A 26210-nucleotide genomic window follows, 5' to 3' on the forward strand; every position below is an offset into this window, starting at 1 on the left:
ACAACAGATATTTTAAAGCGCTTACATTTTCTTTTAAAGACATACTTATTCCTTATCTAATCATTACAAAGTGCGTATAACTTACTTAAAGTGTGTATATAGTTTTATTACATGGTATACTAGGCGAGTAGCAATATTCGCAGCTACAAATACTGCTCTAGACTATCTGAGCGTTTATTATAGGAGGGATTACATTGAAGCAACAGCGCGATATTCGATTCTCCGTACTGGACTTAGCCTCTATTGTGGAGGGTGGCACAGCGGCAGACTCTTTTCATAACTCTTTAGCTTTAGCTCAACATGCTGAGGCATGGGGCTATCACCGGTATTGGTTTGCTGAGCATCACAACATGATTGGTGTTGCCAGTTCTGCTACCTCACTCTTAATTGGCCACATTGCTGGCGGCACAAAAAGCATACGCGTAGGCTCTGGAGGCATCATGTTGTCCAACCACGCACCACTTGTCATTGCGGAACAATTCGGGACCCTCGAATCCCTATATCCAGGACGGATTGATTTAGGACTGGGCAGAGCCCCAGGATCCGATCAACCGGCTTCCCGTGCGCTACGCCGTGGTCTCGGAAGCGATGGCAGTGACTTCCCCGAGCAGTTAAGTGAGCTCAGAGCCTACTTCGATCCTGCAGGTGCAGGATCACGACCGGCTGGGGTTCGTGCTGTTCCTGGTGAAGGCTTGAATATCCCCATCTGGCTGCTAGGCTCCAGCGGTTTTAGTGCTCAGCTGGCAGGGAAGCTAGGTTTACCTTTTGCTTTCGCCAGCCATTTCGCACCAGAATATTTACTACAAGCTTTACACATCTATCATAGTAATTTCCGTCCTTCAGCAGCACTCGACAAACCTTATGTAATGGTCGGAGTTGGCATTACAGCAGCCGATACCGTGAATGAGGCAAGACGACTGGCTACCTCGCAGCAGCAGCAATTCCTTAATATCATCCGCGGACGTACGGGGAAGTTACAACCACCGGTTGATAGTATGGAGGGGCTATGGACGATGCAAGAAAAAGCAGCCATGCTTGAGAAACAGCGTTACTCTTTCGCTGGTGATAAAGCAGCAATTAAAGAACGGCTTCAAGAAATCCTGCAAGAGACACAGGCCGATGAATTGATTGTTTCTGGTGGAATTTATGATCCTAACGCTCGTCTACGCTCTTATGAGATTGTAGCCGACGCTATGAAGGAAATCTAATTTATCATCATAATTAAGGCAAGACGATAGGTCTGGTATCGGGGTTTGAGCCCTATCCCAGATGTATGTCTTGCCTTTTTATTTTGCATTCATAATCGTTCTCAATAAAACACAATAAAAACAATGAATTACATAAAAATAAAGAGTTAAATAGAGAGAACTGGTGTAAAACCATTAATATAATTTATATTTGATCAAATATGATGGATTTCCTTCTAATATCCCATTTTTGTTTAGATATTATTTTGATTATACTTTAGTTATTCGCTATAACGAACGAATTGGCGGTATATCTCTACCCTCTCCTTCCACTTTCACGGAGATTCCTATATACGCACAAGAAAGTGGTTCTGTGAGATACTACTTATTTCGACAATGTTTGATGGAAAATCCGATTAGAAGAGAAGAATTTGCCGGAAGCCCGCAAATGATGTCTACAAAATTTAATATGGGGTTCAGGAGAAAGGAGCGAGTAAAGTGAAGAAGAAATATCGCTCGGCTTTCATAGCTGCCTATATCCTGACTATTCTAGCAGGAGTCATCTGGCATGCTGGCGGAGTTAGTGCGCAAGATACCATTAAGCTTACGGTGAATTCGCATACGACAAGCACAGCCACCATGAACAATATGCAGCCTGGTGATGAAACGAACTCAGAATACACAATTATTAACGCAGGTAGTGAGGGCTTTAATTACTATGTGGACTTCAAATTCATCTCTGGAGACGCAGAATTATACGATATTCTCCAAATGACACTCGAAAAAGAGGGAGTAATCATCTATTCAGGGGTGATGAGTGAGGCTGCCGGAAGAGTTGCCATCGGTTCACTTGCCGGGGGAGAACAAAGTGTAATCCAAATGGATGTAATTTTCCCGTGGGAAGCAGGGAACGAATATCAAGGGAAAACCACCACTGTAGCCTTTGAGTTCTCCGCTTCTGGAGGACCGGAGCCATCCGCTCAACCTAGTCCTTCACCGACAGCGACGGCCACAGCTCAGCCTACACCGGAGCCATCACCTACAGCGACTGCTACACCTACTGTAGCGCCAACTACGACACCTACTGCCACGGCTACAGCTACAGCTACACCTGAAGCTTCGCCGACCGCAACAGCTTCACCAACCACGACACCTACAGATCCGCCGACGACTACCGCTTCACCAACTGCGGCACCTACGAATACACCGACGGCTACTTCGCCAACGGCAACAGCAGCTGCCACACCAGGGCAATCAACGACGCCAACACCATCGCCAATACCTACAGCTTCACCAGTAGTAGATGAAATTAGTGTCACTGAAGCGCCGATCCCACTGGGTGGAGGCGATAATGAGCCGACAGCATCACCAAGTGCCGGCAGCCAAACTACCAGTGCAACACCGCAGCCAAGCAATGAAATCGCCCTGCCTGATGATGAGCTTCCACTGGGAGCACCAGAGGTTGGCAACAAGCTTCCAAATACCGCTGAGCCTTGGTATAACTTGATTCTTGCCAGCTTAGCCATTGCGGTACTCAGCGTGATTATCATGCGCAGATTGAAATCGAAGAAATAACCACATTTTGCAGCATAAGTCTGGAGGTGAGAGAGTATGAAGAAGCGTAATGGTGTCTTGCTAGCCGTGAAGCTAATCTTCATACTCTCTTTAGTTGTGTTGATTTACTCGGTTGTACAAGTGGTCAAAGCACCGCTCGAAGCTAAACAGGCTTTAAATGATTGGACAAAAAAGAGGGAGGAAGCTGTTCCCCGCCCCCTTTCTGCCGAAGAAATCCCTCTTCCCATGGGAATGATCAGTTCAGCCAGGGAACAGCCGCACCCCGCTCATTCCTATTCAGAAGGTGAAATCATAGGAGAGATTCGTTTCCCCAAATTAAACAAAAAGATCGCAGTGCTAGAAGGCACGGAAAGCCCCGAGCTAAAAAAGGGAGCCGGACATTATAAAGGCAGCGCAGCTATCGGTGCCACCGGCAACAGTGTGCTCGCAGGCCACCGCGATACAGTGTTCCGTAATCTGGGAGAACTCGTCGCTGGAGATCTTATCGAGCTGGAAAGTACCGATGGGACTTTTACCTATGAAGTAACAGGCAGCACAATTGTTGACGGGGACGAACGTGGCGCTATAAAGCCAAGTGATAAGGCCATCCTTACATTGATTACCTGTTATCCCTTTTCATATGTGGGATCTGCACCGGACCGTTATTTACTTTCAGCGAAGTTAGTGAAACAAGATATATTGCCGCATTAAACTTAAATATTACCTCAATCTTCTTCCTCAGGGATGAGACCTTATATGGAAAGTGATACTATATATATACAATAGTAAAGAGGAGATGACCCAAGGTGAAGAAAGAGGTTGTAGAACGGTTTATTTCGTATGCACAAATGGATACCCAGTCGAATGAAGATAATGAGACTTGCCCATCCACTCCGGGACAGATGGTTCTGGCCCACAAGCTGGTTGAAGAGCTAAAGGAAATCGGCATGGAGGAAGTCCAGGTGGACGAGCATGGCTATGTTATGGCGACACTCCCTGCGAATACGGACAAGGATGTTCCGACCATTGGTTTTTTAGCCCATTTGGATACAGCGACTGATTTTACCGGAACGAATGTGAAGCCACAGATTATCGAGAACTATGATGGTCAAGATATTCTTTTGAATAAAGAGCTGAATGTTGTATTATCCACAGCGAGCTTTCCGGAGCTGGCGGAATACAAAGGCCACACCTTAATTACAACCGATGGCACGACCCTGCTTGGCGCAGATAATAAAGCCGGTATTGCTGAGATTATGACCGCCATGCATTACCTCATTCAACATCCAGAAATCAAACACGGCAAGATTAGAGTTGCCTTCACACCAGACGAAGAAATCGGCCGCGGGCCTCATAAATTTGACGTAGCCGCTTTTAATGCTTCCTATGCTTACACTGTAGACGGAGGTCCACTCGGAGAATTAGAGTATGAAAGCTTTAATGCTGCGTCTGCCAAAATCTCAGTCTACGGCGTTAATGTTCACCCTGGGACTGCAAAAGGAAAGATGATTCATTCCGCCAAAATCGCCATGGCACTTCATCTCAGACTCCCTGCTGAGGAAGCGCCCGAATATACAGACGGTTATGAAGGCTTTTATCACCTAAGCTCTATAGAAGGCACACCTGAATTCAGCAAGCTGCAATATATCATCCGCGACTTCGACCGTGAGAAATTCGAGGCACGTAAAGCATATCTCTCAGCTGTCGTAGAAGAATTCAAAAGCATCCATGGTGAAGAGAACATCGTGCTTGAAATGAAGGACCAATATTACAATATGCGTGAAAAAATCGAGCCAGTGCGTCATATCGTCGATATTGCCCATGAGGCGATGGAGAACCTTAACATCACACCGATCATCCGCCCGATTCGCGGAGGTACAGATGGCTCGCAGCTTTCCTACATGGGCTTGCCGACACCTAATATTTTCACCGGAGGCGAGAATTTCCATGGCAAATTCGAATATGCGTCTGCGGACAATATGGTAAAAGCGGTAAATGTTATCGTGGAGATTGCTAAGCTATTCGAACAGAAAGCCTAAAGCATTATCCGCATCACTCCTTTAAAACACCAAAAAATCCCTGTAGAGGCCGATCCAGACCTCTCAGGGATCATTAATGTTCATAGGCTATTCGATTAGCATCTTTCTTCCGGCGGCGTGTCCTTCCAGATCACGTTTTCTCCGTAATTTTTACCCCAATCATACATCAATCGAAGGACGGGAAGCAGACTTTGGCCATATGATGTCAGGGAATACTCTACTTTTGGCGGAACCTCAGCGTACACTTTTCTTAGAACCAGCTGGTCCTCTTCGAGCTCGCGAAGCTGATTGGTCAACATTTTTTGCGTGATATGAGGAATTAGCTTCTTCAGCTCGCTGAATCGCTTTGTCCCTTCAAGCCCTAGATGCCAGAGGATAATCAGCTTCCATTTCCCTCCGATCACCGCAAGCGTCAATTCCTTCTCACAGTTAATTTCCTTCAAGTTTATGCGATCTTTAATCTCGGTTGCCATACCTAAAGCGCCTCCTCTCTCCTGTTATCATACTAACACAAAAACGAATAACCTCCTCATTGGAAGGCATTCGTTTCTGTACGTTCACTCTAAATTAGCATGCTTGCCGAACATTTGCTGATTCGTCTGCCCCGTCTTCTCCATCATTCGCAGAATAATAGCATCATAAAAGACCAACATCGTCTGTTCGAATAAAGAAGCCATCGGCTGGATCGTGCTGTAGCTTCCACTGGCCGGATCTTTTGGAGATCCCGGCAGCTTCACTGTGTAGCCCGCTAAACGTCCAACCGTCGAATCCGGCGCAATGGTAACGGCAACAACTTCTGCGCCTACCCCTTTGGCTTTCTCAGCCATAGAGATCAACCCTTTTGTCTCACCGGAACCGGAACCGAGGACTAACACATCCCCCTGTTCAATCCCCGGAGTCACCGTTTCGCCTACAACGTAAGCCTCTTTACCAACATGCATTAACCGCATAGCAAAGGCCCGTCCCATCAATCCAGATCTGCCCGCTCCAGCCACGAAGATCTTGTTGGACTGAAGCAGCAGCTCAGCCATTCGCTCAGTCTCTTCTTCATCAAGCTGAGATATGGAGCGCTGGAGCTCCTCTATAATTTGCTGCGCATATTTCATTGTAATCTTAAGCCTGACTAACTAGACGTTTCATTTCTGCTGCGGCAGCCTTTTGATCCGCTTCACCTGTGATGCCTCCGCCAACGATGACAAGATCAGGGTTCGCGGCGATCACTTCTGGAAGTGTGCTTAGCTTGATCCCTCCAGCGATAGCTGTTTTGGCCTGCTTAACCACACTCTTAATCGCATTTAAATCTGCAAAAGAATTTTTACCTTCCGCTTGATGGTCATATCCAGAGTGTACACAGATATAGTCTACGCCAAGTGCGTCTACTTCAGCCGCTCTTGTTTGGATATCCTTCACATTAATCAGATCAACTAGAATCTCTTTATTGGTTTTCTTCGCTTCCTCCACTGCACCTCTAATGGTAGAATCATCAGAAACACCAAGTACAGTAACGATATCCGCGCCCGCTTCCACAGCCTTCATCACTTCATATCCACCTGCGTCCATGATTTTCAAATCCGCCAACACAGTCAAAGCTGGAAAAGCCTCTTTGATTGCCTTCACTGCATGTAACCCTTCATTTATAACGATAGGTGTTCCAATTTCAACGATATCTATAAATTCGGCAACTTTTGAGACAACCTCTTTCGCTCCCGCAATGTCCACTAAATCTAACGCTAATTGTAATTTCATATTTATTTGCACTCCTTATTAATATATTTTAGTAAGTCATGTACAAATTGTAGTTCCTTACATCCCTTTAGGGAAGTAGGCACTTTATTGTGATGTAGTTACCTGGAGGATACTAATGTGCGGTTAAAGGGCTCTTTTCGACTTAAATTAAAAACGTTTTGTCATTTTTCTGTAAAAATACTGCATTTCCATGAAAGCTGTGCTAATATTACAGTTTGTTTATGAAATTTTAGGAAGTACATCATAATATAAGAAGGTGCACAATGAAGCAAAATAATCACCAGGAATTCAACCTGGTCAAACTGACCTGGCCGATTTTCCTCGAGCTATTCCTCTTTATGCTCATGGGCAGTGTGGATACTTTTATGATCAGTTCAGTGTCGGACGATGCCGTGTCTGGTGTCGGCGCAGCGAATCAGATCATTGCGATAGCAATTTTAGTCCTCAGTGTAATTGGTAACGGCGCAGCTATTGTGGTCTCCCAATATCTCGGTTCCAAAAAACCTCTGGAAGCCGCTCAAGTGACCGGCAATGCCATTACCCTAAACCTGTTAGTCGGCATTCTCCTAAGTACGTTTTTGCTGATATTCGGAGGGTCGCTACTGACTGCGCTGAATGTAAAAGGGGATATCCTCATTTACGCCAAAGCCTATATGAATATTGTTGGGGGCGGTATTTTTCTGCAAGCATTAATTAATGCTCTGGCGACTACTATCCGTACTCACGGTTTCACCAAACAGACGATGGTCGTATCCTTGCTGATGAATATCATTCACGTGGTGGGCAACTACCTGCTCATTTATGGTCATTTCGGACTTCCGGCGTTAGGTGTGGAGGGTGCGGCTATCTCAACAGTGATGAGTCGCTTTATCTGCCTGATCCTATTCTTCCTGCTGCTCTACAGAGTGATGGAGGTACGGGTGAAAGTAACCTATTACATTCATCTTTCTAAAAAATACGTGCTGCAAATTCTCAAAATCGGCATCCCGTCCGCTTTTGAATCCATCACTTATCAGTCGTGCCAGCTTGTATTCACACTGTATATTACTTATTTAGGCGCTGAAGCTATGGCTACCCGCCAGTACGCGCTTAATATTTCCAATTATATTTATTTATTCAGTGTAGCTGTCTCTATGGGAACTTCCATCGTTGTAGGACATCTCGTGGGAGCTAGACGACCTGATGAAGCCTATAAGCGTGTATTCACCAGTGTAAAGTGGGCGTTGCTGGTTACCGTAATAATAGATGCTGTGGTGATTTTCTTCCGGGTACCGCTATTCGGGCTTTTCACAGACAATGAGAACATCATTAGGATGGGGGCGCAGGTCATATTGCTTAGCTTCTTCCTGGAAACCGGGCGCACAACCAATCTGGTTATCATTAACTCTTTACGCGCCTCGGGCGATGCCAAATTCCCTGTATATATGGGACTGATCTCCATGGTCTGCATGAGCTTACCTCTTGGTTATTTCCTGGTGTTCCAACTTGATCTCGGGTTAGCCGGCGTGTGGATTGCTACTGCGGTCGATGAGTGGGTAAGAGCCGTCATTATGTATTTCCGCTGGAAGAGCCGAGCTTGGGAGAAACATGGACTTATCGAACACGAAGCTCCAGAACACTGTACACCTTCCGCTACTCCTGCAGCTGTAAATTAATATGTATATACAGAGGGTTCTTTAAGGTCATATCAGATCTTAAGGAACCTTCTATTTATTTACGCCAACATTACATAAAATTTGAGAATGAAGGAACCATTCTACGTTACAATAGATAGAACATAATTCACAAGGCTAAAGGAGAGAACTTCATGCCGGAGGAAACCGGAATCCATGAGTTACTGACGCTCAAAACGATTGCGGAGACTTTAAACAGTTCCAATGAGCTCAGACCCATGCTCGACACAGTCATGGGCAAGCTACTTGAGTTAACCGGAAACACTGCAGGCTGGATCTTCCTGAGCGAAGAATACATGGAATATGAGTGTGCCGCTGATCGAGGCCTGCCACCTGCACTACAGCGCGACAATAAACAACCAATGCAGTGCGGAAGCTGCTGGTGCCTAAGCCGCCTATGGGACGGTCGGCTCGAGCATGCCGTTAACATTCTAAGCTGCAAGCGGCTGAGTAACGCCAGGCAGTATAACTGGGGCGACACGCTGGGCATCACCCACCACGCCACCGTCCCGCTGCATTCAGGTGAGCGTTACTTGGGACTTATGAATGTGGCCGCACCAGGCAAAGCACATTACGCCGACAGCGAGCTGGCTTTGCTGCAATCCGTGGCTTTGCAAATTGGCAGTGCTATAGAACGGATGCAGTTATATAGCACCGAGCAGCGCCGCGCGAATCTGTACGCCAAATTAGGCGAATTCAGCGCAGCTTTAAATCTAACCGCCAACCAATGTATCTCGCCCAGTATTCTGATCGAGAAAAGCGCCGCCCTGATTGGCGACTATTTCGATTGGCCCTTTGCAGCGATTATCGGGCAATATGAAGGGCAATTCGAAGTCCATGCTGCCTATGCGGCTAATATAACGCCTGAAATAGCTCCCTTCGAGCTCTCGGATTCTTTTAAAGTACGTCTAGGAGATATCACAAAAGGACAACGCTTTGCGACATTAACCCCTGATGAAGAGCAGGAAATTACGAAGTCCTGCTGTTCTGAACAACCTGTCGCGGAGCGTGTCGTGATGCTCGCTGTGCCCTTTCGGCAGATTGCCGCACAAGGTGCAGGAATTCTACTGATCACCTCACCCAAAGCACTAGCTTCCGCAACTGCGGATGGAGAGGTGCTTGAGGCTGTCGCTGAGCATATTTCCGCTACATTGGAAAGTGCTCAGCTTGGAGAGAAACGCCGCGAAATTGCGCGTCTTGATGAGCGGAATCGTCTGGCCCGTGACCTGCACGACTCCGTGAACCAGATCCTCTTCTCCCTCTCAATGACCGCCAAAGGCGTGGAAAGTATGCTGAAGCAGGAGCATATCTCCCATCCTGCTACTGAGGCTGTCCGCGATATTCAAGCTTTATCCCAGTCTGCACTCAAAGAAATGCGTGCATTAATTATGCAGCTTCGGCCTGCCGGACTGGAAGCCGGTTTATTGACTGCGCTGCAGGCTCATGGCCAGCAGCTAGGGCTGCTGATACAGACGCAACGGAGTGGTGTTCACGAACTTCCCCGTAACGTGGAGGAAGGGCTGTGGCGCATTGGCCAAGAAGCGCTCAATAATGTACGAAAGCATTCCGGAACCTCTAAAGCGGAGGTATCTCTGCATCTGAATGCAGCCGAGGTGGTACTGAGCGTTGCCGACCAAGGTAAAGGCGGGGCCAAACGGCGTTCTAACACAGACACTAATGAATCTCTTGGACTGCATATTATGAAGGAAAGAGCAGAAGCTCTCACCGGTCGTATTCATATCCACAGTGTGGAAAATCAAGGCACAACGGTTGAGGCAACCATACCTCTGCCCATCCAATCTACATGAAGTCGGGTGATCATAAATGACGATAAACTTATTATTAGTAGACGACCATGCAATGGTACGCCGTGGGCTGCAAGTATTTCTCTCCACACAACCCGATATCAAGGTTATTGGAGAGGCCTCCAACGGCCGCGAGGCACTGGAAAGAACAGCTGAATTGAACCCGGATGTCATATTAATGGATTTGCATATGCCCATTATGGACGGCATTGAGACCGCTCAAGCGCTGAGGATCTCCCACCCGCAGGTCAAGGTCATTGTATTGACCTCCTTTTCGGATCAGGATCATGTACTCCCGGCTATCCGCGTAGGAATCAAAGGCTATTTGCTTAAAGATATAGAACCAGAAGCGCTGGTAGTTGCGATCCGCAAGGTACATAACGGTCAAGTGGAGCTACATTCCGAGGCTGCCAGCCAACTGATGAATCTAATGGCGACTTCTACACTAGAGCAATTGGAACTTAATACTTCCGATCCGAATGACCCAAACACAACACCTGCTGCGATCAACGGATTAGAGCTTCTTACCCCACGCGAGCAAGAAGTATTAGACCTGATTGCGCTCGGTATGAGTAACAAAGAGATTGCCAGCAAGCTGGTCATCACCGAAAAAACCGTTAAGACCCATGTCAGCCACGTTCTCGGAAAGCTAAACTTAGCGGATCGGACTCAGGCTGCCATTTTCGCATTGAAAGGCGGCTATAACGCCTAGAATCAAAACTCCTCTACAACTTTAGCCTTAGACGCTCAGCACAATGGCTGAGCGTTTTTATTATGTATGTTCATTCCATGTGCTGATGTTAACAGAGGCCGATTCAACTATCATTGGTTTATAGCAATTGACCTCACATAGGAGTGGATACAGATGAAAGTGATGATCCTGACAGGCAGTAATCGAAAAGAAGCAACCAGCACGAAGCTGGCAGAACATGCTGCCCATTTCATTAGTCAGCATGGGGAAAAGGTTACCGTGTTTGATCTCTACAAACGCCCACTTCCCTTTTATTCACCAGACGAGATTTACACAGAGCATGAACATTTAAACGAGCTTAAACAAGAGATGTTAGCAGCGGATGCAGTAATCTTGGTTACTCCGGAATATCACGGCTCGGTAAGTGGCGTATTAAAAAATGCGATTGATCATCTAGGCCAGGCGCATTTCAATGGTAAAGTTGTGTTATCCGCCAGTTCAGCCGGGGGAGCGGTAGGGATAAGCTCATTACTTCAATTGCAAGCCATCGTACGCAACCTGCACGGCATCAATACACCAGACTGGATCTCCATCGGTGGACTGCAACGCAAGCGGTTCGAGGTCGGGTACGACGGATATGAGGGTGGGCAAGAAATCGAAGATCGCATCCACCTAGTATTAGAAGCATTCCTGAACTTAGCCCGCAAAATCGGCAGACCGGCAGGTGCTATCCAATGATCAAAGGACTATATGAAGCACATTTACCAGTAAGCAATCTTGAAGTATCCATCGAATTTTATGAGAAATTAGGTCTGAAAATGGCTTGGCGGGATGAAGAAACTGTATTCTTCTGGATCGAGGAAGGTCGGAGCTGGATTGGTCTTTGGGAAGGCCAGGAGGTTCAAACCCCATACCATCCGTCCTTGCGGCATATTGCCTTCCGTATCACTTACGAGGACTTGAAGCAATCACTGCAATGGCTGGAATCGATTGGGGTAGAGGCTGTTCCGTTCCGCAACCGGACTTCTGTTGAGCCTTTTATCCGGGCTTATCAAGGAAATGCTTCTGTCTACTTCAACGACCCTGACGGCAACAGCTTGGAATTTATGTGCCACGTAGAGGTTCCTGAACATCTGAAGCCTATTTCAGAGAACATAACCTTAACGGAATGGGAGAAATTACTGCACAGTAAATAAAATACTCAAACAAAAAAACAGCTGCTCCCGTCCAAGGGTCCAGCTGTTTGAGTATATTAGCTTCTTCGATTACTTAATCGAAATGCCCTTCTTCATGGCCTTCATGTCTGCATTCGTATTCACAAGCGTTGGCAGTATCTTCATACTTCTAGTCATGGGAGAGTTGCATTGCCAGCAGGTAGGTACATATTGAAAGGCGAAATTATCGCGCATCCAACCTGTGCAACCTTCCTTGGTACAGGACCAAATAGCTGTGTCTTCTTGCGGAAGTTCCTCCAGTGCTTTTTTACGAAAATACATAAGTACCCCTCCTTGGATCGAATCGAGACGATATCGCTACCCTATTAGGGGCAGATTCATACTATGAAAATAAAAAAAGCTGCCCTCAACTTGTGTTAAGGGCAGCCTGATTTTTAAACTACAGTTTTACAACGTTTTCGGCTTGTGGTCCACGAGCGCCTTGAGTTACGTTGAACTCAACGCGTTGGCCTTCGTCCAAAGATTTAAATCCGTCGCCTGTGATTGCGGAGAAGTGTACGAATACGTCGCTTCCACCTTCAACCTCGATAAAACCGAATCCTTTGTCTGCGTTAAACCATTTCACTGTACCTGTTTGCATGATATTACCTCCAATATTTTATTTAACACATGTCCTTTTATTCCTACGTAGTGTACGAACAAATAAAAATTCACACATTGGAAAAGGACTCATACGCACAAATGATAACCTTTTACAATATGTGAATTAAGGGTTAAATTTATGATTGATTTCATTGTACCACACTAAATCACTAAAAGCAATGCGTATGCCTATTTAATTTTCACTCCGGCTCTTATTGCCTGTAAACAGCAGCAGCCGAGCCGGACGAACACCCATGTTAGTCGATATAACCTGCCAATCCTTTATCCATCAAGTAATCCATTTCTGCATCAAGAATGGTCTCTACTGTGATTTCATCCAGCTTCACATCACGTTGGGCAGTGACATAGTCGACCAGATCATCGCTATCGATGTCTACCTCACCCTTGGCGTTCGCCTTGGCCTTATTGATAAAGGTCTGTTCATGCTTCAATACTAAGCGGATGATTTGCGGATCCACTTTGGTTTTGGCAGATAATACATTTACTAGCTCCTGCTCATTTACTTTGTCACTCATTTTTTAAATTTCATCTCCTTACAATTATTACACAATCATTGTAGCATATTTCGCGCTTTAACGCGTCATTACGCGAAGTATACCGCGGTTTATTCACACTTTTCTTATCATCCCAGCGTCTATAACGTTCCACTTGAAGTAAGTTATTTAATAAAAACAGTTGTGAGGAACATTGACTTGTGCCAAAATATAAAAAAAGTGTTGGACCAAATGAATACTAGAAAAGGCGGTTGAATTCATGAGCTCTGTATCTACCCAGCAATTAGACACAAACAGCAACAAGGCACATCGTTATATCGAAGACGTATACGCACAGGTTGTTGCGCGTAATCCTTTTGAGCCCGAATTTCATCAGGCCGTAAAGGAAATCCTTGAATCTTTGCTTCCAATCCTCGCTGCTGAACCTAAGTATCAGGAAAATGCCATTCTGGAAAGATTGGTTGAGCCAGAACGTTTGATTATGTTCCGTGTTCCTTGGACAGACGATCAAGGTAAGGTCAGAGTTAACCGTGGATATCGTGTACAGTTCAGCAGTGCAATTGGACCTTACAAAGGTGGACTTCGTTTTCACCCATCCGTTAATGCTAGTATTATCAAATTCCTTGGTTTCGAGCAAATCTTCAAAAATGCTCTTACCGGCCAACACATCGGCGGAGGTAAAGGCGGATCCGACTTTGATCCTAAAGGTAAATCCGAAGGCGAAATCATGCGTTTTGCACAAAGCTTCATGACTGAATTGCAAAATTACATCGGTCCTGACCAAGACGTTCCTGCAGGAGATATCGGTGTAGGTGGTCGTGAGATCGGCTACATGTACGGACAATACAAGCGGATCCGCGGAGGATATCCGGCTGGCGTATTGACTGGTAAAGGTATTGGTTACGGCGGAAGTCAGGCTCGGACAGAGGCTACTGGTTACGGTACAGTTTATTTCGTAAACGAGATGCTGAAAGCAAAAGGCCTTTCCTTTGAAGGAAGCCGCGTTGTTGTTTCCGGTTCTGGTAACGTAGCGATCTATGCGATCGAAAAAGCTGTACAGCTAGGCGCTAAAGTCGTAGCTTGTAGTGATTCCGCCGGATATATCTATGACGAAAATGGGATTAACCTCGAAACCGTCCGCCGCCTGAAAGAAGTCGAAAGAAAACGGATTAGTGAATATGTGAATGAACATCCTAACGCTGTGTATACTGAAGATTCCACGCAAATTTGGACCATTCCTTGTGATATCGCCCTTCCGAGTGCTACTCAGAATGAGATTGATGAAGCCATGGCATTGAAACTGATTGAGAATGGTGTAAAAGCAGTAGGCGAAGGTGCCAATATGCCATCCACCCTTGAAGCTATTCATCAGTTCCAACAAGCTGGCGTACTATTCGCACCTGCTAAAGCTGCTAATGCTGGCGGCGTAGCTGTATCTGCGCTTGAAATGGCACAAAACAGCATGCGGTTGTCCTGGAGCTTTGAAGAAGTAGATACGAAGCTGCATGAAATCATGGTTTCTATCTACGAACAATCCGTAAATGCATCCGAGCAATATGGACAGTCCGGCAACCTTGTTGCAGGAGCGAACATCGCTGGATTCAAAAAAGTGGCCGACGCTATGCTGGCTGAAGGTGTAATCTAAATAAATTACCGGCGCTCTAGTCACGAACGCCTGACATACAAAAGTCCCCGTAACCGGTCAGCAAGAATCCGGTTACGGGGACTTTTTGTGTGTCTAAGCGTTCCATCCGGGGATCTTCCGCAAATCCCCGTCCCAAATCGATTGAGTACTCTCCACAGTCGTATCGTGGGGTGAAGAAGCCGTACGAATGTAACAGGAATCTATTCCTATCGTTAGCGCCCCTGCAATATCCGTACGGGGATCATTCCCGATCATGATGGCCGAACGCAAGTCCGCTCCATAATGTTCAACTAGATAACGATAAAATAGCGGATCTGGCTTACTCACTCCTGCTTCGGAGGAAATGGCAATGCCATCGAATAAAGGAAGAATACCCAGCATCGTTAATTCTGCTTCTATAAAGGTTTTCTGGCCATTGGAGAGCAAAAACACCTTTTTGCCACGTTCTCTTAATGTTTGCAGAATTTCAACCACACCCTCATAAAGCGAGATATGGATCATCGATAATGTCCGCAGCCATCTAACCGTTTCATGTAACCACGCTTGATCCGGTTCCCACCCAATTGACGGGCCACAGAACGAAACACATCCTCCATTACGAAATCTGGATACTGACAATTCCGTGCGGCTTTGGCGAGCTGTAAATCCCTCTCCCGCAGAAATTGTGCCTGTAGCTCACTTCCTGTTATGGACATCCCCTGATATCCGAAATGGAGCGATAATCGATCCCATACCTCCTGCTTCTCCTCATCTGTCTGAATATCGATTAATGTGCCATACAGGTCGAAAATATAAGTCTCGTACATCCACCGTCTTCCTTCCTATTATTCTCTCTGTGTTTTATCCCTTAGTACCATTGCCATTGTCGGTGGTTGTCTGGCCCTCCTCCATACGGTTTGACACCTTTTGATAGAGATAGGAGATGCCGAGCAAACAGATACCAAAGCTGGCATAGGCTATGATTTTGCTGCCAGTATTCAGCAGACCCAAATCATAGAGCAGCAGCTTGCCCGTAGCCAGCAGTGTTAATCCAAGGCCGAAGCGCCGGATGTACATATACCTTTTGCGGAAGCCATACATGATAAACAGAACTGCTAATAGTAGATAAATGAGACTAAAAATTAATCCTGCATCACTCAATTGCAATTGCACTCCTAGGAAAGCGGTGATAATGCCGAGTAGATAAATCGCCATGAAAACAGGATAGATCTCCATACTCTTAAAATGGCGATTCAGCGCTGCAATCAGCAGATCACGTCCGCTAAACCAAACAAAGATATTAAAGATAATCAATACAGCCAGTGCGATATAATCAGCTGCTGTATTTTGCGCGAAATTATTTTGCAGACTTGGCAGACCTACTGTAATCACTATACAAATGACGTAGCCAATCCCAAACAGAAGTCTCACAAAATATTTAACAATCGTGTCATACAGCACCTTCACCTTTGGCAGCACGTAAGCCAGAACCAAGGTCCATACAGCGGACAGCAGCAAATTATAGAAGGTTCTATGCGCAAAATCCTCCGGTACAACCAGATGATACAATCTTCCCGATTCATACAAGCCGTAAATCCAGAAATTTAATAACGCCGCATATTTAAACCACAACGCTAAGGTGATTTCATAAGGTTCGCTGCGCTGAAGAGCATCCTTACGGTTATGCTGAACAGCATACAACACCGCGACAATCAGCATGCCTGCTGTGATAAAGACATATTTTAGCGGGAAGTAGACATCTCTAAAATTCGTCCATTGATAGTCTGCGACCCACTGCGTCGGTACATTTAGACAGAAGAATACTACAAGGCAGAGCATCATAATGCCCCAGCCCGCCCTTTCCATCCCCTTAAAGCGGTTCAGATTGCCATACAGCGTAAGAACGACGCCCTCAATCAGCCAACCGATGGACCACCAAGCCGCTCCAAATTGAAAAGGAATCATCAATATGCCGAAGGTCAGTGAAGTGGCGTAGAACAGCAGCATGCTTTCTTTTTCCTGTGGCATCAGCTTCTCAAGCCCTCGACCCAGACCGAGATACAGCAGGCAGAAAAGCAACGCCAGTGCACCATTGTAATCCTTCAGTCCTGCATCCATAAATAAAATATACAAGGTGAGACAGCTAATAAACGTATTACATCCTAAGAGAGAGAAATCCCACCAGGACAGCTTGGAACGATATTTGAAGGGGTACCACAGGGTAATTCCCAGATACATCGCAAAAGTCAAAACAGCATAACACATATTAATTCCGTTGCTATCCGACAAAGCTATTAATATGAGCATGGAGGGTGTATTAAATAAGTAGCTGATATAATTGACAACGTTCCAGCGTTTGCGGAAAGAAATCAATAAGATGAATAAATTCAATAGAAACAAGTAACCCATAGCCACATAAACCGCGTTGCCCGAAAGGCCAAACGCCCCCAGATAAGAGTATAAGGGCAGATATCCTCCGATTAAGCCAAGCGCACAAATACTCCGTGATTCATACCTTAAAGACAGGAGTACCGCAGTTAAAGTAACGAGTACAGACAAGGATAAACCTACATATATACTAATAATATCAAGCAGAAAATAGCTATAAAAAATAGAGCCATACAGCACCGAAATCCCGCCGCCAAGCAGCCCTAAAGCGAAGGTGCCTTTTCCTTTGCGGTATAGCCACTCCCCGCCTCCCAGCATCAATAACCCCAGTAGAAAAAAAGCGCTTCCCTTCATATAACCTGTGAACCAGTTGGAATAGGTATACCGGAAGCCTGCCCCCACCGCCAAAATCAACAGCAGAATGCCCAGCTTGTTAATCCAGCTTAGTCCAATCTTCATTTCGATCTGATTTTGTTTTCTTCGGCGCTTAAGCACCTCTTCACTGATCTCTTCCGAAGCAAAATCATGTAATCCATTATCCATGCCCGAGTTGAGGCGAAGCTCCGCTTCCCTCAGTCTCTGCCGCTGTGCCAGCACACGCTCATTTAATTCTTCCGCCAACGCCCCGAGTCGACTGGATATCTCTGCTTGTTCCTCACCCAGCTGCCTGGAGGCTGTGTGGTACAGCTGCTGAATATGGCGTTTCGTCTCCACTTCAAAAGCCGTCAGCCGATCCGTATGAGCGTGGCTTCTAGAGGCAAAATAAGTCTGCAGCTTCTGCCTCGACACTTTAAGAATGCCCAGCTTTTCATCTAAAATTTGTTCCGTTAGCGCAACTCTTAGCTCAGTATTCTCTTCTTGAAGCTTACCTACCTGAGTCTTTAGCTCGACCAAAGCGAGCTTATGCTTCTCATATTGCTTCTTCAAGTATTCATTCTCGTTGACCAGATCGTGACTTTCATATTCCGCAATCAGAGCCTCATATTCCTTAATAAGCCCGTCCTGCTGTACCTTCATGAATCTCAGTCGATCTTTGAATGACTCCATAGCGCCTCCTTATGTGAGCGATTGTTAATACTTACATATTACTACATATAGCTGGGGGGTCTTATGCTTTTTTTATATTTGCAATGAATGAAGATTACGATCGGGATGCAAAAAAACTGCAACATTTTGGAGGGGTGTCCCGTCAGAATAATAACAACACTAACAAAAGATTTTAAAAGGAGCTCACAACCATGAACAACATTTTAAAAACAAGTACAGTTCTTTTAACTTTGTCCCTAGCACTTTCTACAGGAGCAGCTTATGCTGCACCCACCACAACTTCTGCTAAAAATGAGGCTACACAAACCTCCGCTAGCGTTAATCAAAAGACGTTTGCGATTGAAATCAACGGATCGACTATTAAAGAAACAGGCTTCCAAAGCACAAGCGGTAAAGAACCGATGGTACCACTACGTTCAATTACTGAAGCCCTTGGATTTGAATTAACCTGGAATGCACAGAATAAATCCGTTGAACTTATCAATGGCGCTGTATTCACTACAGTGAAAGCTGGAGAAGATCGTTATAGTATCAACAAAATGAATACAACACTTGGAACTGCACCACAATTGGTTGACTCCACTTTGTATGTCCCAGCTTCCTTTTTAAGCGAAGTAATTCATCAAAACATGACTGTGAAGGGAGATTCCATTGTGATCAACACAAATGCCGCCGAGCAGCACATGACTAAGACTGGTGTGATTACAGCAGTCTATGATGGTGGTAAATACCAATCCGTTCAAATCCAAGGTGTAGGTACGGATGGAATCGTATTAAATGTAGGGGAAGATACGGCTATTGAGATGGCTGACGGCACTAAAATTGCACTCAAAGATCTCCATATCGGGATGACAGTAAAAGCAGAACACTCCATGGTCATGACTATGAGTCTTCCGCCACAAACACCAACTTACAAAATCACCGTTCTGGATAAGCAAAAACAAGATGATCTTCTAGGTACTGCTGGTACTATTGAAGAAGTTCAAAAAGACGATAAGGGAAATATCAGTATCACTGTTAAAGGTAGTGGCCTGAGCGAATTGTCACAAAAAGAAGTAATACTGCGCATTAGCGAAGACACAGTGCTCATTAACAAAGACGGCGAAGCTGTTAAAAGCAGCGAGCTTGTTAAAGGCACAAAAGTTATCGGATTCTACAGCCCAGTGCTGACCAGAAGCCTGCCACCCATCGGCACAGCTGTCAAAGTTGTAGTAGATTCTGCGCAGCAATAAGAGAGACACTGGAATCTTATTAAAAAGATTCCAAAGAGACATTAAAACAGCGATCCTTCCGTTATGGGAGGATCGCTGTTTTGCGTTTTAGACAATAGGTTGGCTGACTCGCTTCAGCCGATTTGAGGTAAACGAAGGCCGGCTGAATGCCTAGGTACACTTTTGCTCACCTTGCTGCAGAGTTTTGGATGATCATAATCGTGAGCCTTACGGACCCAGCTGACGTTATTTGCGATTTTTCCGCCTTTAGAGCAGCGTTTCGGACTCCAGCGCCACTATTCATTAAAAAGAGGGGCATATTCGATGTTTTTTATGCCAATAGCGTCAGTGGGGTCCGTTAGAATTACAAATGTGGTAAAAAGCTGCGTTAACGGTCAGCTGTGTCCGATAGCAGAGCAGATTATAGTTACTTCGTTCGCGCAACTTCACTCGAGTTGTCCGAAGTTGGAGGTCTAGCTCATGAATCGCTAGCCAGTATCAATTGCATCAACGCTAATAAACGCTCCAAGTTAACAGGCTTACTGAGATAATCTGTTGCCCCAGCCTGTAGGATTTTAGCCTTATCTTCCTTCATCGCTTTTGCAGTCAGTGCAATGATGGGAATATCCTTCTTTGCGGGCATTTGTCTGATCCGATTGATTGCCTCATACCCGTTCATCACTGGCATCATAATATCCATAAGAACGATATCTATAGAAGCCGCTTGCTCCAGTTCATACAGGCCGCTCTCTCCGTTAGTAGCTGTAGTTACATGCAGCCCGCGCTTTCTTAGGGTATTTGATAAAGCGAACAAATTCCGTTCATCATCATCCACGATAAGTACATGCTTTTGATTCAGAGAAGTGAAGTCAGTACGTGTATCCTCAGCCGTTGTAGCGGCAAGTACCACTCCACTCCCGATCTCTTGAATAACAGTCGCTTGATCAGCCACTTCCTCAAGGCTTGGAGCCTCAAGCTGCAAAGGCAAATACACTGTAAAGACACTGCCCACACCCTCTTGGCTCTCCAGCGTAATTCTACCACCAAGTAATGTTGCCAGCTCTCTGGATATGGATAAACCTAGCCCAGTTCCCCCATATTGACGTTCTGTATTTCCATTCGCCTGTTGAAATGCTTCGAAGATAATTGACTGTTTGTCTTCTGAAATCCCAATTCCAGTATCTTTGATGGCGAAGGCAATAAATTCCCCTGTATACGAACCTGCCAAATCCAGCAACTCGTCCTTAGTTGCTAAACGGATTTCCAGAGTGACTGCGCCTTCCGCTGTAAACTTAAACGCATTGGACAGCAAATTTATAATAATTTGCCGTACTCTTTGAGCATCCGAATAAAACAGCGGGGGTAAGTCCTCTCCGAGCTGTATTTGCAAAGGAATCTCTTTTTTGCGGGAAAGCTGACTGAAGTTCTGGATCATTGCCTCCGGAATCTCCGATATATTTATCGCTTCAATTTCAATATTCAGCTTTCCTGCCTCAACCTTGGACAAATCCAGAATGTCGTTAATCAGCGCCAGCAGATCTTGTCCCGAAGAATGAATGGCTTTTGAGAATTCAATATCCTCTTCGCTTAGAGCTCCCGACTGGTTCTCCATAAGAAATTCGGAGAGCAGCAGAATGCCGTTCAGCGGAGTTCGCAGTTCATGAGACATATTAGCCAGAAACTCTGATTTATATTGTGAGCTTTGCTGCAATAACTCTGTGTATTCACTAAGCTCCATTTGAGCTCTTTCCGCCTCCAATGACTTTTGTTCCGCCAGCAGATTCTTATCCTCCAGCTTTCTATTTGTTGCATGCAGTGACTCCGTTTGGATCTGCAGCTCCTCAGACTGAGTCTGTAGTTCCTCGGTATATACCTGTAGTTCTTCGTTTAGACGCTGAGATTGTGCCAGAAGTTGGTCAATCTTCATACTGTTAATCGTGCTGTTAATTGCAGAGCCAAAGGCATTCGAAATAGACCCTAGGAACTTAACCTGCAATTCCGTAAGTGGAGCAAAGGCGGCGATTTCCACCACAGCAACTACCTCACCCGAAAAAGAAATCGGCATTAACAGAAGCGCCTTCGGCGCAGAAACACCCAGCCCAGACTGTATGCTAATATAATCCTCCGGCAGATCCTGTATTTGCATCAAACGCGCCTCTTTAGCACATTGTCCAACTAGACCTTCTCCGGTCTGGAATGCCCGCTGATCTGGAATGTTACTGCTTCCGCCAAAAATAGAGACTCTCTTAAAGAAATCCCGATCATGATCCTGTGTTCGAACATATAAGGATCCATATGGATAATTGATCACTTCTGCGGTTTTGCCAAGAAAAATATCGCCCAGTTGCGAGATATGTGTGATGCCCTGATACCTCGCCAACAGTTCGTTTGCGTTAGCCTGAATCCATATCCGTTCTTGTTGCGTGTCTATCAGATGATTCGTAGCTACGCTCAGATCCCTGATCTCATCATTCGTGGTGATCTCTATCCTTGTCTTCATATCTTCGTCAGATTTCAATTCTGCAATCGTATGGGTAACTTTACGAACCGTACTAACGATGGAGCGTGAATTGATCCACGAAGCGACCATCGCGGTAACCGCTATAATTGCCCAAGCAATATAAAGAAGCTCTAGCAATAATTTATTCTTGTCTGCTTGTCTAGCTATCAGACTGTTGGTGTTCTCTTTCATCGTCTCGCGGTAAGTGCTGATCTGATTACGAATCCGATCCATTTGATCTTTGCCATCGTCGGAATTAAAGTATCTTAGGAGCTCAACGTCCTGTCCCTCTTTTTTCAACTGGATCACATAATTTCCGGACTGTTCGATCCATTGCTTAATTTTACTTTCAATACCCAACAGACGCTGTAGCTGTAAAGAATCATTAGCAGTCAGCACGTAGAGCTTATCATAATTAGCCTCCCATTCAGCCTTACCCAAATTGTAGGGCTCCAGATACTTGTTATCGCCGGTGATGACATATCCGCGTTGTCCGGTTTCCATATCCAAAATATTCTTCTCAATTAGATTAGCTAAATTAGTAATCTCTCGATCCTGATGAGAGATGAAGCTGGTTTCCCGCTGTAGAGCATTGATTCTTCCATGCATGACAAAAACGAATCCTAATAGACAGATCACGATTAAAACTGTAATTGACAGTATTTTATACTGCAAAGTGAATCGGCGTTTGTTCACAACTAGCCTCCGTCCTGTCTTCTAACTATAAACCCCTTTCTATTCTACATCATTGTAAAAGATTACTTGAATAAGGCTTCATTAATTCTTCTATGTAAATTTTGACTGCTGCTAATTTAAACAATTTCCGCAGGGTTGAAACACTTGTTTTTCCCGGAATAAAAAAAACCCCACAAGTGCCTTTCACCTTGAAGGGTTACCTAAATATCTAACTTAGCAAATACAAGTTTTCTTCTTCACACCAAGCTTCCCAGCTTGTTCAACCTTAGCAATATAATCAACAGCCATAGGAACTTTACAAGCGGTTTGTCCCATGTTCACCTGGACCTTACCTATACCTGCTGCGATCTTTGCTGCCTCCTCATGCAGTTCTGTGATACTGCTGCCCACCATAATTAAGAAAGTATTCATCGTATAACGGACACGATTCCGCTCCCGATGAATAGTAGCGCCTACTTGTTGTAACAACTCCCTAATTTCAGCGATGTCCAGCTTATCATCCGGTGTAATTGAAATGTAATTTGCATAAGTGCTCCAGCCGCAAATGGCTATTAGTTCATCCGAGGAACGAATCCACTCTCTCGCAAGTTCCAATCCATATGGACTCTCTGCGGCGAGAGGGGATACTATATATTCCACTACCGCATGCCAACTGGCCGCCGAAGCCCAGCTTTGAAGCTCTTCCTTCGTCATACTCTTAGGATTGACCGTTAGTCCAGCCAAATACATTGCATCGTAATTGCCTGTCTGATACAAAGCCCTTGCCAGACTCTGATCTTTTTTCACATCCTTAACCAGCTTCTTCATATCCCCTACCTTTACTCCAAATAAAGGTTCCACTGCGCCATGTCGTAAGAAAGTACGTTTCGTCTGCTCTGTACCCATCTCCTCAAGCTTACTCATCACTTCATCAACAGTCAGATTCATTAGGCCACTCCCTTATCTTCGATGTTCTTATCCCTTTACCGCTTCTCTTATGATCGGTTCACGACCTAACGTAACTCTGTTCTTCCCTGTATTCTTAGAGTGATATAACGCTTCATCCGCTTCCCGATATAAATCTTCGAAAGTCACCTCTCTACGCTCCGTAAAAGAGATTCCGATACTTGCGGTAAGATGAATGCTATCCTGTTCATTCAAGATTATCGTGTAATCACTCATCATTGTACGAAAATCCTCTGCTTCTTTTAAGGCTGCACGTTTATCTTCAGCGAAAAAGCATACAGCAAATTCCTCGCCACCTACTCTTCCAGCAATACCTTTATTCTGGTATACCTGAAGTATTTTATTCGAGAAATCAACTAACGCCTGATCGCCCGCTAAATGACCATAAGTATCATTAATTAATTTAAAATCATCGATGTCAAATAACAGCAGAGCCAACCCTAATCCATCCGGGATCGTTTGATTCTGAACCCTTTGCATGAAATGCCTGCGATTATAAAGCCCTGTCAGATCGTCAACCGTTGCCTGATAGACCAGTTCACGCTCATATCGCTTTTTCTCACTATGATCACTAAACACAATAAGCATACCCTTATTCTCTGTTGTCGCATGTTCCGTAGCAATTAAAGAAACCCCATAACAGAGCTCCCCTGCGCCAGAACAAACTACCTCAAACTGTCCTTCCGTCCTCTGACTGTAATGAGCTGCAATGTCTTTGTGAGACTTCGTAAAAAGATCAATGTTTTTTCCCATCCAATTATCGTTCGCTATTCCGGTAATGTCGTATAAAATAGCAGTCGCCGCATCGTTTATGCCAATGATATTATCATAACGGTCAGTCAGAACTACGCCGTCTTTCATGTGCTCTAGAATTTTGTTTTTGGTTAGAGGGAAGATGGTTAATTTGGAGCTAACAAAAAGTGCAAAATAAGCCGCTATAATCGCAGGCAAATAAGTAAACGCCGTAAAACCTGTAATGGTAATCTTCAAGAGGGGGAGTAAAAAGACGGAAATAACCGGAACCAGCAAACCCGCCAACAGCAGGACATTAGTCCGCAAATAAACTCTCGGGGTATTCAGTAGGGAAACTGCAAGCAAGCAGACTGCATATAGCCCAAAAAGCTGATCATACGCAATAAAAGCCATACTAAGGAGCGTAGGCTTTACAGCAATTCCACTAACACCCGCAACCGTCAGGACGGACACTTCACTGCGCATCAGATGATGATAGCTATCCGTAAAAATAAGAAGTACATCCATAACAATAGGGATAGAGAAGATGGCAAGCTTCACGGGCAGGCGCCCTGTGGAAGGAGATACGTATTCTTTTACCACAGCATAAGTAAAGAGCGCACTAAAAAAAAGCGGAGCCTGCTGTACATTCTTCCACCACAGCTTAGACTGAAAAGAGGGTGACATAATCTCTCCCGCCGTTGCAACAAATATAAGGCTGACTAACAGCATTAAGATCCACAAATAGCGTCTCCCTGCTAACTTACGGTGCCGATAGGAGCTGACGCCCATGTACAGACTTAGAACACTGCCCATTAATAAGTAATACGGATATCCCTGAATCCATGGCATGCCATATTTCTCCTATTTTTCAAGTCGCTCCTATCATTATAGCCTAATCCTTGGTACAAATGAATCAACAATAACAGCACATCTTATGCTTTAAATTTCACCCGATTGGAGAACATATATTTTCTGGCTAAATCCTTAAATGTTATTTTATCTTGTGCCGATTCAAAGAAACGTTTAGGGATAATCAGCGCTCTCTGTGTGGACACAAAAAACACAAACAAGTTCGTAGTTTCACCTATCTTATGTATCTCTTCCCACTTCACTTGCCCAGTGCCCGCTTCGGAAAGATAAGATATGCCTTCATCTGAAATCGTATAATTTTGCGGTTGCTGAATTAGGCTATCTGTTTTGAACGCCTTTTTGGATTTTTTGATCAAGCTTGACTTGGTCATATACCATAAGACAGCGGCAAGAATTATAGCAGTCACAGCCAGGATTGAGATGCTTTGAGTACTGTAATCCTTAGTAATTAATAACAAAATCATAAAGTAAGCGACTACGCTAAAAGAGTTGAGTATAATCCGGCTATTCAAGCTGAACCATAAGTTAAACTCCTGAACGTCTTCACTCTTTAGGACTGTATCTACTTTTATTACATTTTCCATCACTGATCGCTCCCTCGACGCCATGTATATTTTTAAATTCATCTCATTTTAACATGCCTGAACACAAAAAAGGGACATCCCCGAAGCGATTGCTTCTACATGGGTTGTCCCTCTTCAATCCGTAAGGATTCTTATTTCTTTTGTGCAAGACGTTGTTTGAACTTATCAACACGGCCGCCTTGTTCTGTATCTCTTTGTTTACCAGTGTAAAATGGGTGGGATGCGGAACTTGCGTCCACACGGAGCACTGGGTAAGTGTTGCCGTCTTCCCATTCCATAGTTTCATTGGATGATTTAGTAGATGCACTCAAGAATTTGAAGCCTACGCTTGCATCCAAGAAAATCACTTGGTTGTACTTAGGATGTATGCCTTCTCTCATTCTGATCGTCCTCCTTCTGAATAAATTCGTGGAGCCTTTATGGTAAATTATCCAAATGATCTGTAGGTTTATATATAGTATAACCTAATAAACGTAGGAAAATTCGTAAATCTTACGATTTAGACCACCGCTCCATCATACGCTTATTTAGAGCACAAAGCAACTAATATTCAAATTACTAATTTTTCCATAACCTTTCAAAG

Annotated in this window: 25 protein-coding genes; 11 read left to right on the plus strand and 14 right to left on the minus strand. The window is 44.9% G+C overall.

Annotation, left to right across the window (positions count from 1 at the left end):
* Positions 1-194 precede the first annotated feature (194 nt).
* The 4 genes from MHI25_RS29655 (at position 195) to pepT (ending at position 4780) form a co-directional block, all read left to right on the plus strand.
* Entirely contained in the window at positions 195-1208 is a 1014-nt protein-coding gene (locus MHI25_RS29655; protein WP_081383185.1) for an LLM class flavin-dependent oxidoreductase, read from the plus strand.
* A gap of 477 nt (positions 1209-1685) precedes the next feature.
* Positions 1686-2762, plus strand: a complete 1077-nt coding sequence (locus MHI25_RS29660) for a hypothetical protein (RefSeq protein WP_340394724.1) — start codon at positions 1686-1688, stop codon at positions 2760-2762.
* A 36-nt stretch (positions 2763-2798) separates the two neighbouring features.
* Complete coding sequence (locus tag MHI25_RS29665; protein ID WP_340394725.1) at positions 2799-3452, plus strand: sortase; 654 nt, start codon at positions 2799-2801, stop codon at positions 3450-3452.
* Positions 3453-3547: 95 nt separating this feature from the next.
* On the plus strand, positions 3548-4780 hold the full coding sequence (pepT, locus tag MHI25_RS29670; RefSeq protein WP_076181937.1) for a peptidase T: 1233 nt from the start codon (positions 3548-3550) through the stop codon (positions 4778-4780).
* 95 nt (positions 4781-4875) lie between these two features.
* On the opposite strand, the gene MHI25_RS29675 is transcribed toward pepT, so the two are convergent.
* The 3 genes from MHI25_RS29675 to hxlA form a co-directional block, all read right to left on the minus strand.
* Positions 4876-5253, minus strand: coding sequence for a helix-turn-helix domain-containing protein (locus MHI25_RS29675; RefSeq protein ID WP_036682121.1), 378 nt, complete (start codon positions 5251-5253; stop codon positions 4876-4878).
* 84 nt (positions 5254-5337) lie between these two features.
* Complete coding sequence (hxlB, locus tag MHI25_RS29680) at positions 5338-5886, minus strand: 6-phospho-3-hexuloisomerase (RefSeq protein ID WP_076191679.1); 549 nt, start codon at positions 5884-5886, stop codon at positions 5338-5340.
* Positions 5887-5893: 7 nt separating this feature from the next.
* The gene (hxlA, locus tag MHI25_RS29685; protein WP_036682127.1) at positions 5894-6526 is read right to left on the minus strand and encodes a 3-hexulose-6-phosphate synthase; all 633 of its coding nucleotides are present in this window, start codon (positions 6524-6526) and stop codon (positions 5894-5896) included.
* A gap of 263 nt (positions 6527-6789) precedes the next feature.
* Between hxlA and MHI25_RS29690 the strand changes: the two genes are divergently transcribed.
* From MHI25_RS29690 to MHI25_RS29710, 5 genes are all read left to right on the plus strand, one after another.
* Entirely contained in the window at positions 6790-8181 is a 1392-nt protein-coding gene (locus MHI25_RS29690; protein WP_076124068.1) for an MATE family efflux transporter, read from the plus strand.
* 152 nt (positions 8182-8333) lie between these two features.
* Complete coding sequence (locus MHI25_RS29695; protein WP_340394726.1) at positions 8334-10007, plus strand: GAF domain-containing sensor histidine kinase; 1674 nt, start codon at positions 8334-8336, stop codon at positions 10005-10007.
* 16 nt (positions 10008-10023) lie between these two features.
* Positions 10024-10716, plus strand: coding sequence for a response regulator transcription factor (locus MHI25_RS29700; protein ID WP_340033791.1), 693 nt, complete (start codon positions 10024-10026; stop codon positions 10714-10716).
* Positions 10717-10869: 153 nt separating this feature from the next.
* Positions 10870-11433 (plus strand): NADPH-dependent FMN reductase, encoded by a 564-nt coding sequence (locus MHI25_RS29705; RefSeq protein ID WP_340393074.1) that lies wholly within the window; start codon positions 10870-10872, stop codon positions 11431-11433.
* Complete coding sequence (locus MHI25_RS29710; protein ID WP_076278269.1) at positions 11430-11891, plus strand: VOC family protein; 462 nt, start codon at positions 11430-11432, stop codon at positions 11889-11891. The genes MHI25_RS29705 and MHI25_RS29710 overlap by 4 nt, the downstream gene beginning before the upstream one ends.
* Positions 11892-11960: 69 nt before the next feature.
* Here MHI25_RS29710 and MHI25_RS29715 read toward each other — a convergent pair whose 3' ends face one another.
* The 3 genes from MHI25_RS29715 to MHI25_RS29725 all read right to left on the minus strand — a co-directional run bounded on the left by MHI25_RS29715 (position 11961) and on the right by MHI25_RS29725 (position 13048).
* On the minus strand, positions 11961-12191 hold the full coding sequence (locus tag MHI25_RS29715; RefSeq protein ID WP_036682139.1) for a cold-shock protein: 231 nt from the start codon (positions 12189-12191) through the stop codon (positions 11961-11963).
* A gap of 118 nt (positions 12192-12309) precedes the next feature.
* Positions 12310-12510, minus strand: a complete 201-nt coding sequence (locus MHI25_RS29720; protein ID WP_019914790.1) for a cold-shock protein — start codon at positions 12508-12510, stop codon at positions 12310-12312.
* A gap of 259 nt (positions 12511-12769) precedes the next feature.
* Positions 12770-13048 carry a hypothetical protein gene (locus tag MHI25_RS29725; RefSeq protein ID WP_038573758.1) on the minus strand — a complete coding sequence of 93 codons (279 nt, stop codon included), beginning with the start codon at positions 13046-13048 and terminating at the stop codon, positions 12770-12772.
* A 238-nt stretch (positions 13049-13286) separates the two neighbouring features.
* On the opposite strand from MHI25_RS29725, the gene gdhA reads away from it, so the two are divergent.
* The gene (gene gdhA, locus MHI25_RS29730; protein ID WP_036682144.1) at positions 13287-14672 is read left to right on the plus strand and encodes an NADP-specific glutamate dehydrogenase; all 1386 of its coding nucleotides are present in this window, start codon (positions 13287-13289) and stop codon (positions 14670-14672) included.
* A 93-nt stretch (positions 14673-14765) separates the two neighbouring features.
* Here the strand turns inward: gdhA and MHI25_RS29735 are convergent, their stop codons facing one another.
* Genes MHI25_RS29735 through MHI25_RS29745 form a run of 3 tightly spaced genes read right to left on the minus strand, consistent with a single transcriptional unit; the run spans position 14766 to position 18086 of the window.
* The gene (locus MHI25_RS29735) at positions 14766-15173 is read right to left on the minus strand and encodes an HAD family hydrolase (RefSeq protein WP_340394727.1); all 408 of its coding nucleotides are present in this window, start codon (positions 15171-15173) and stop codon (positions 14766-14768) included.
* Complete coding sequence (locus tag MHI25_RS29740; RefSeq protein ID WP_340394728.1) at positions 15170-15478, minus strand: hypothetical protein; 309 nt, start codon at positions 15476-15478, stop codon at positions 15170-15172. Before MHI25_RS29740 ends, MHI25_RS29735 begins: the two co-directional genes overlap by 4 nt.
* A 34-nt stretch (positions 15479-15512) precedes the next feature.
* Positions 15513-18086 (minus strand): DUF2339 domain-containing protein, encoded by a 2574-nt coding sequence (locus tag MHI25_RS29745; RefSeq protein ID WP_340394729.1) that lies wholly within the window; start codon positions 18084-18086, stop codon positions 15513-15515.
* Positions 18087-18277: 191 nt separating this feature from the next.
* On the opposite strand from MHI25_RS29745, the gene MHI25_RS29750 reads away from it, so the two are divergent.
* Entirely contained in the window at positions 18278-19318 is a 1041-nt protein-coding gene (locus MHI25_RS29750; RefSeq protein ID WP_076305819.1) for a stalk domain-containing protein, read from the plus strand.
* A gap of 457 nt (positions 19319-19775) precedes the next feature.
* Here the strand turns inward: MHI25_RS29750 and MHI25_RS29755 are convergent, their stop codons facing one another.
* The 5 genes from MHI25_RS29755 to MHI25_RS29775 form a co-directional block, all read right to left on the minus strand.
* Positions 19776-22493 carry a CHASE3 domain-containing protein gene (locus tag MHI25_RS29755; RefSeq protein ID WP_081393515.1) on the minus strand — a complete coding sequence of 906 codons (2718 nt, stop codon included), beginning with the start codon at positions 22491-22493 and terminating at the stop codon, positions 19776-19778.
* A gap of 213 nt (positions 22494-22706) precedes the next feature.
* Positions 22707-23414 carry a DNA alkylation repair protein gene (locus MHI25_RS29760; RefSeq protein WP_076303640.1) on the minus strand — a complete coding sequence of 236 codons (708 nt, stop codon included), beginning with the start codon at positions 23412-23414 and terminating at the stop codon, positions 22707-22709.
* 33 nt (positions 23415-23447) lie between these two features.
* A complete protein-coding gene (locus MHI25_RS29765) occupies positions 23448-25022 on the minus strand; it encodes a diguanylate cyclase (protein WP_076191661.1) in 1575 nt (524 codons plus the stop codon).
* Between the two features lie 83 nt (positions 25023-25105).
* Positions 25106-25627: a YcxB family protein gene (locus tag MHI25_RS29770; protein WP_339188888.1), complete on the minus strand. Its 522-nt coding sequence runs from the start codon at positions 25625-25627 to the stop codon at positions 25106-25108.
* Between the two features lie 131 nt (positions 25628-25758).
* On the minus strand, positions 25759-26007 hold the full coding sequence (locus MHI25_RS29775) for a type B 50S ribosomal protein L31 (protein ID WP_036682161.1): 249 nt from the start codon (positions 26005-26007) through the stop codon (positions 25759-25761).
* Positions 26008-26210 lie beyond the last annotated feature (203 nt).

It is taken from the genome of Paenibacillus sp. FSL E2-0177 (assembly GCF_037992975.1).
Taxonomy (GTDB): Bacteria; Bacillota; Bacilli; order Paenibacillales; family Paenibacillaceae; genus Paenibacillus_AQ; species Paenibacillus_AQ odorifer.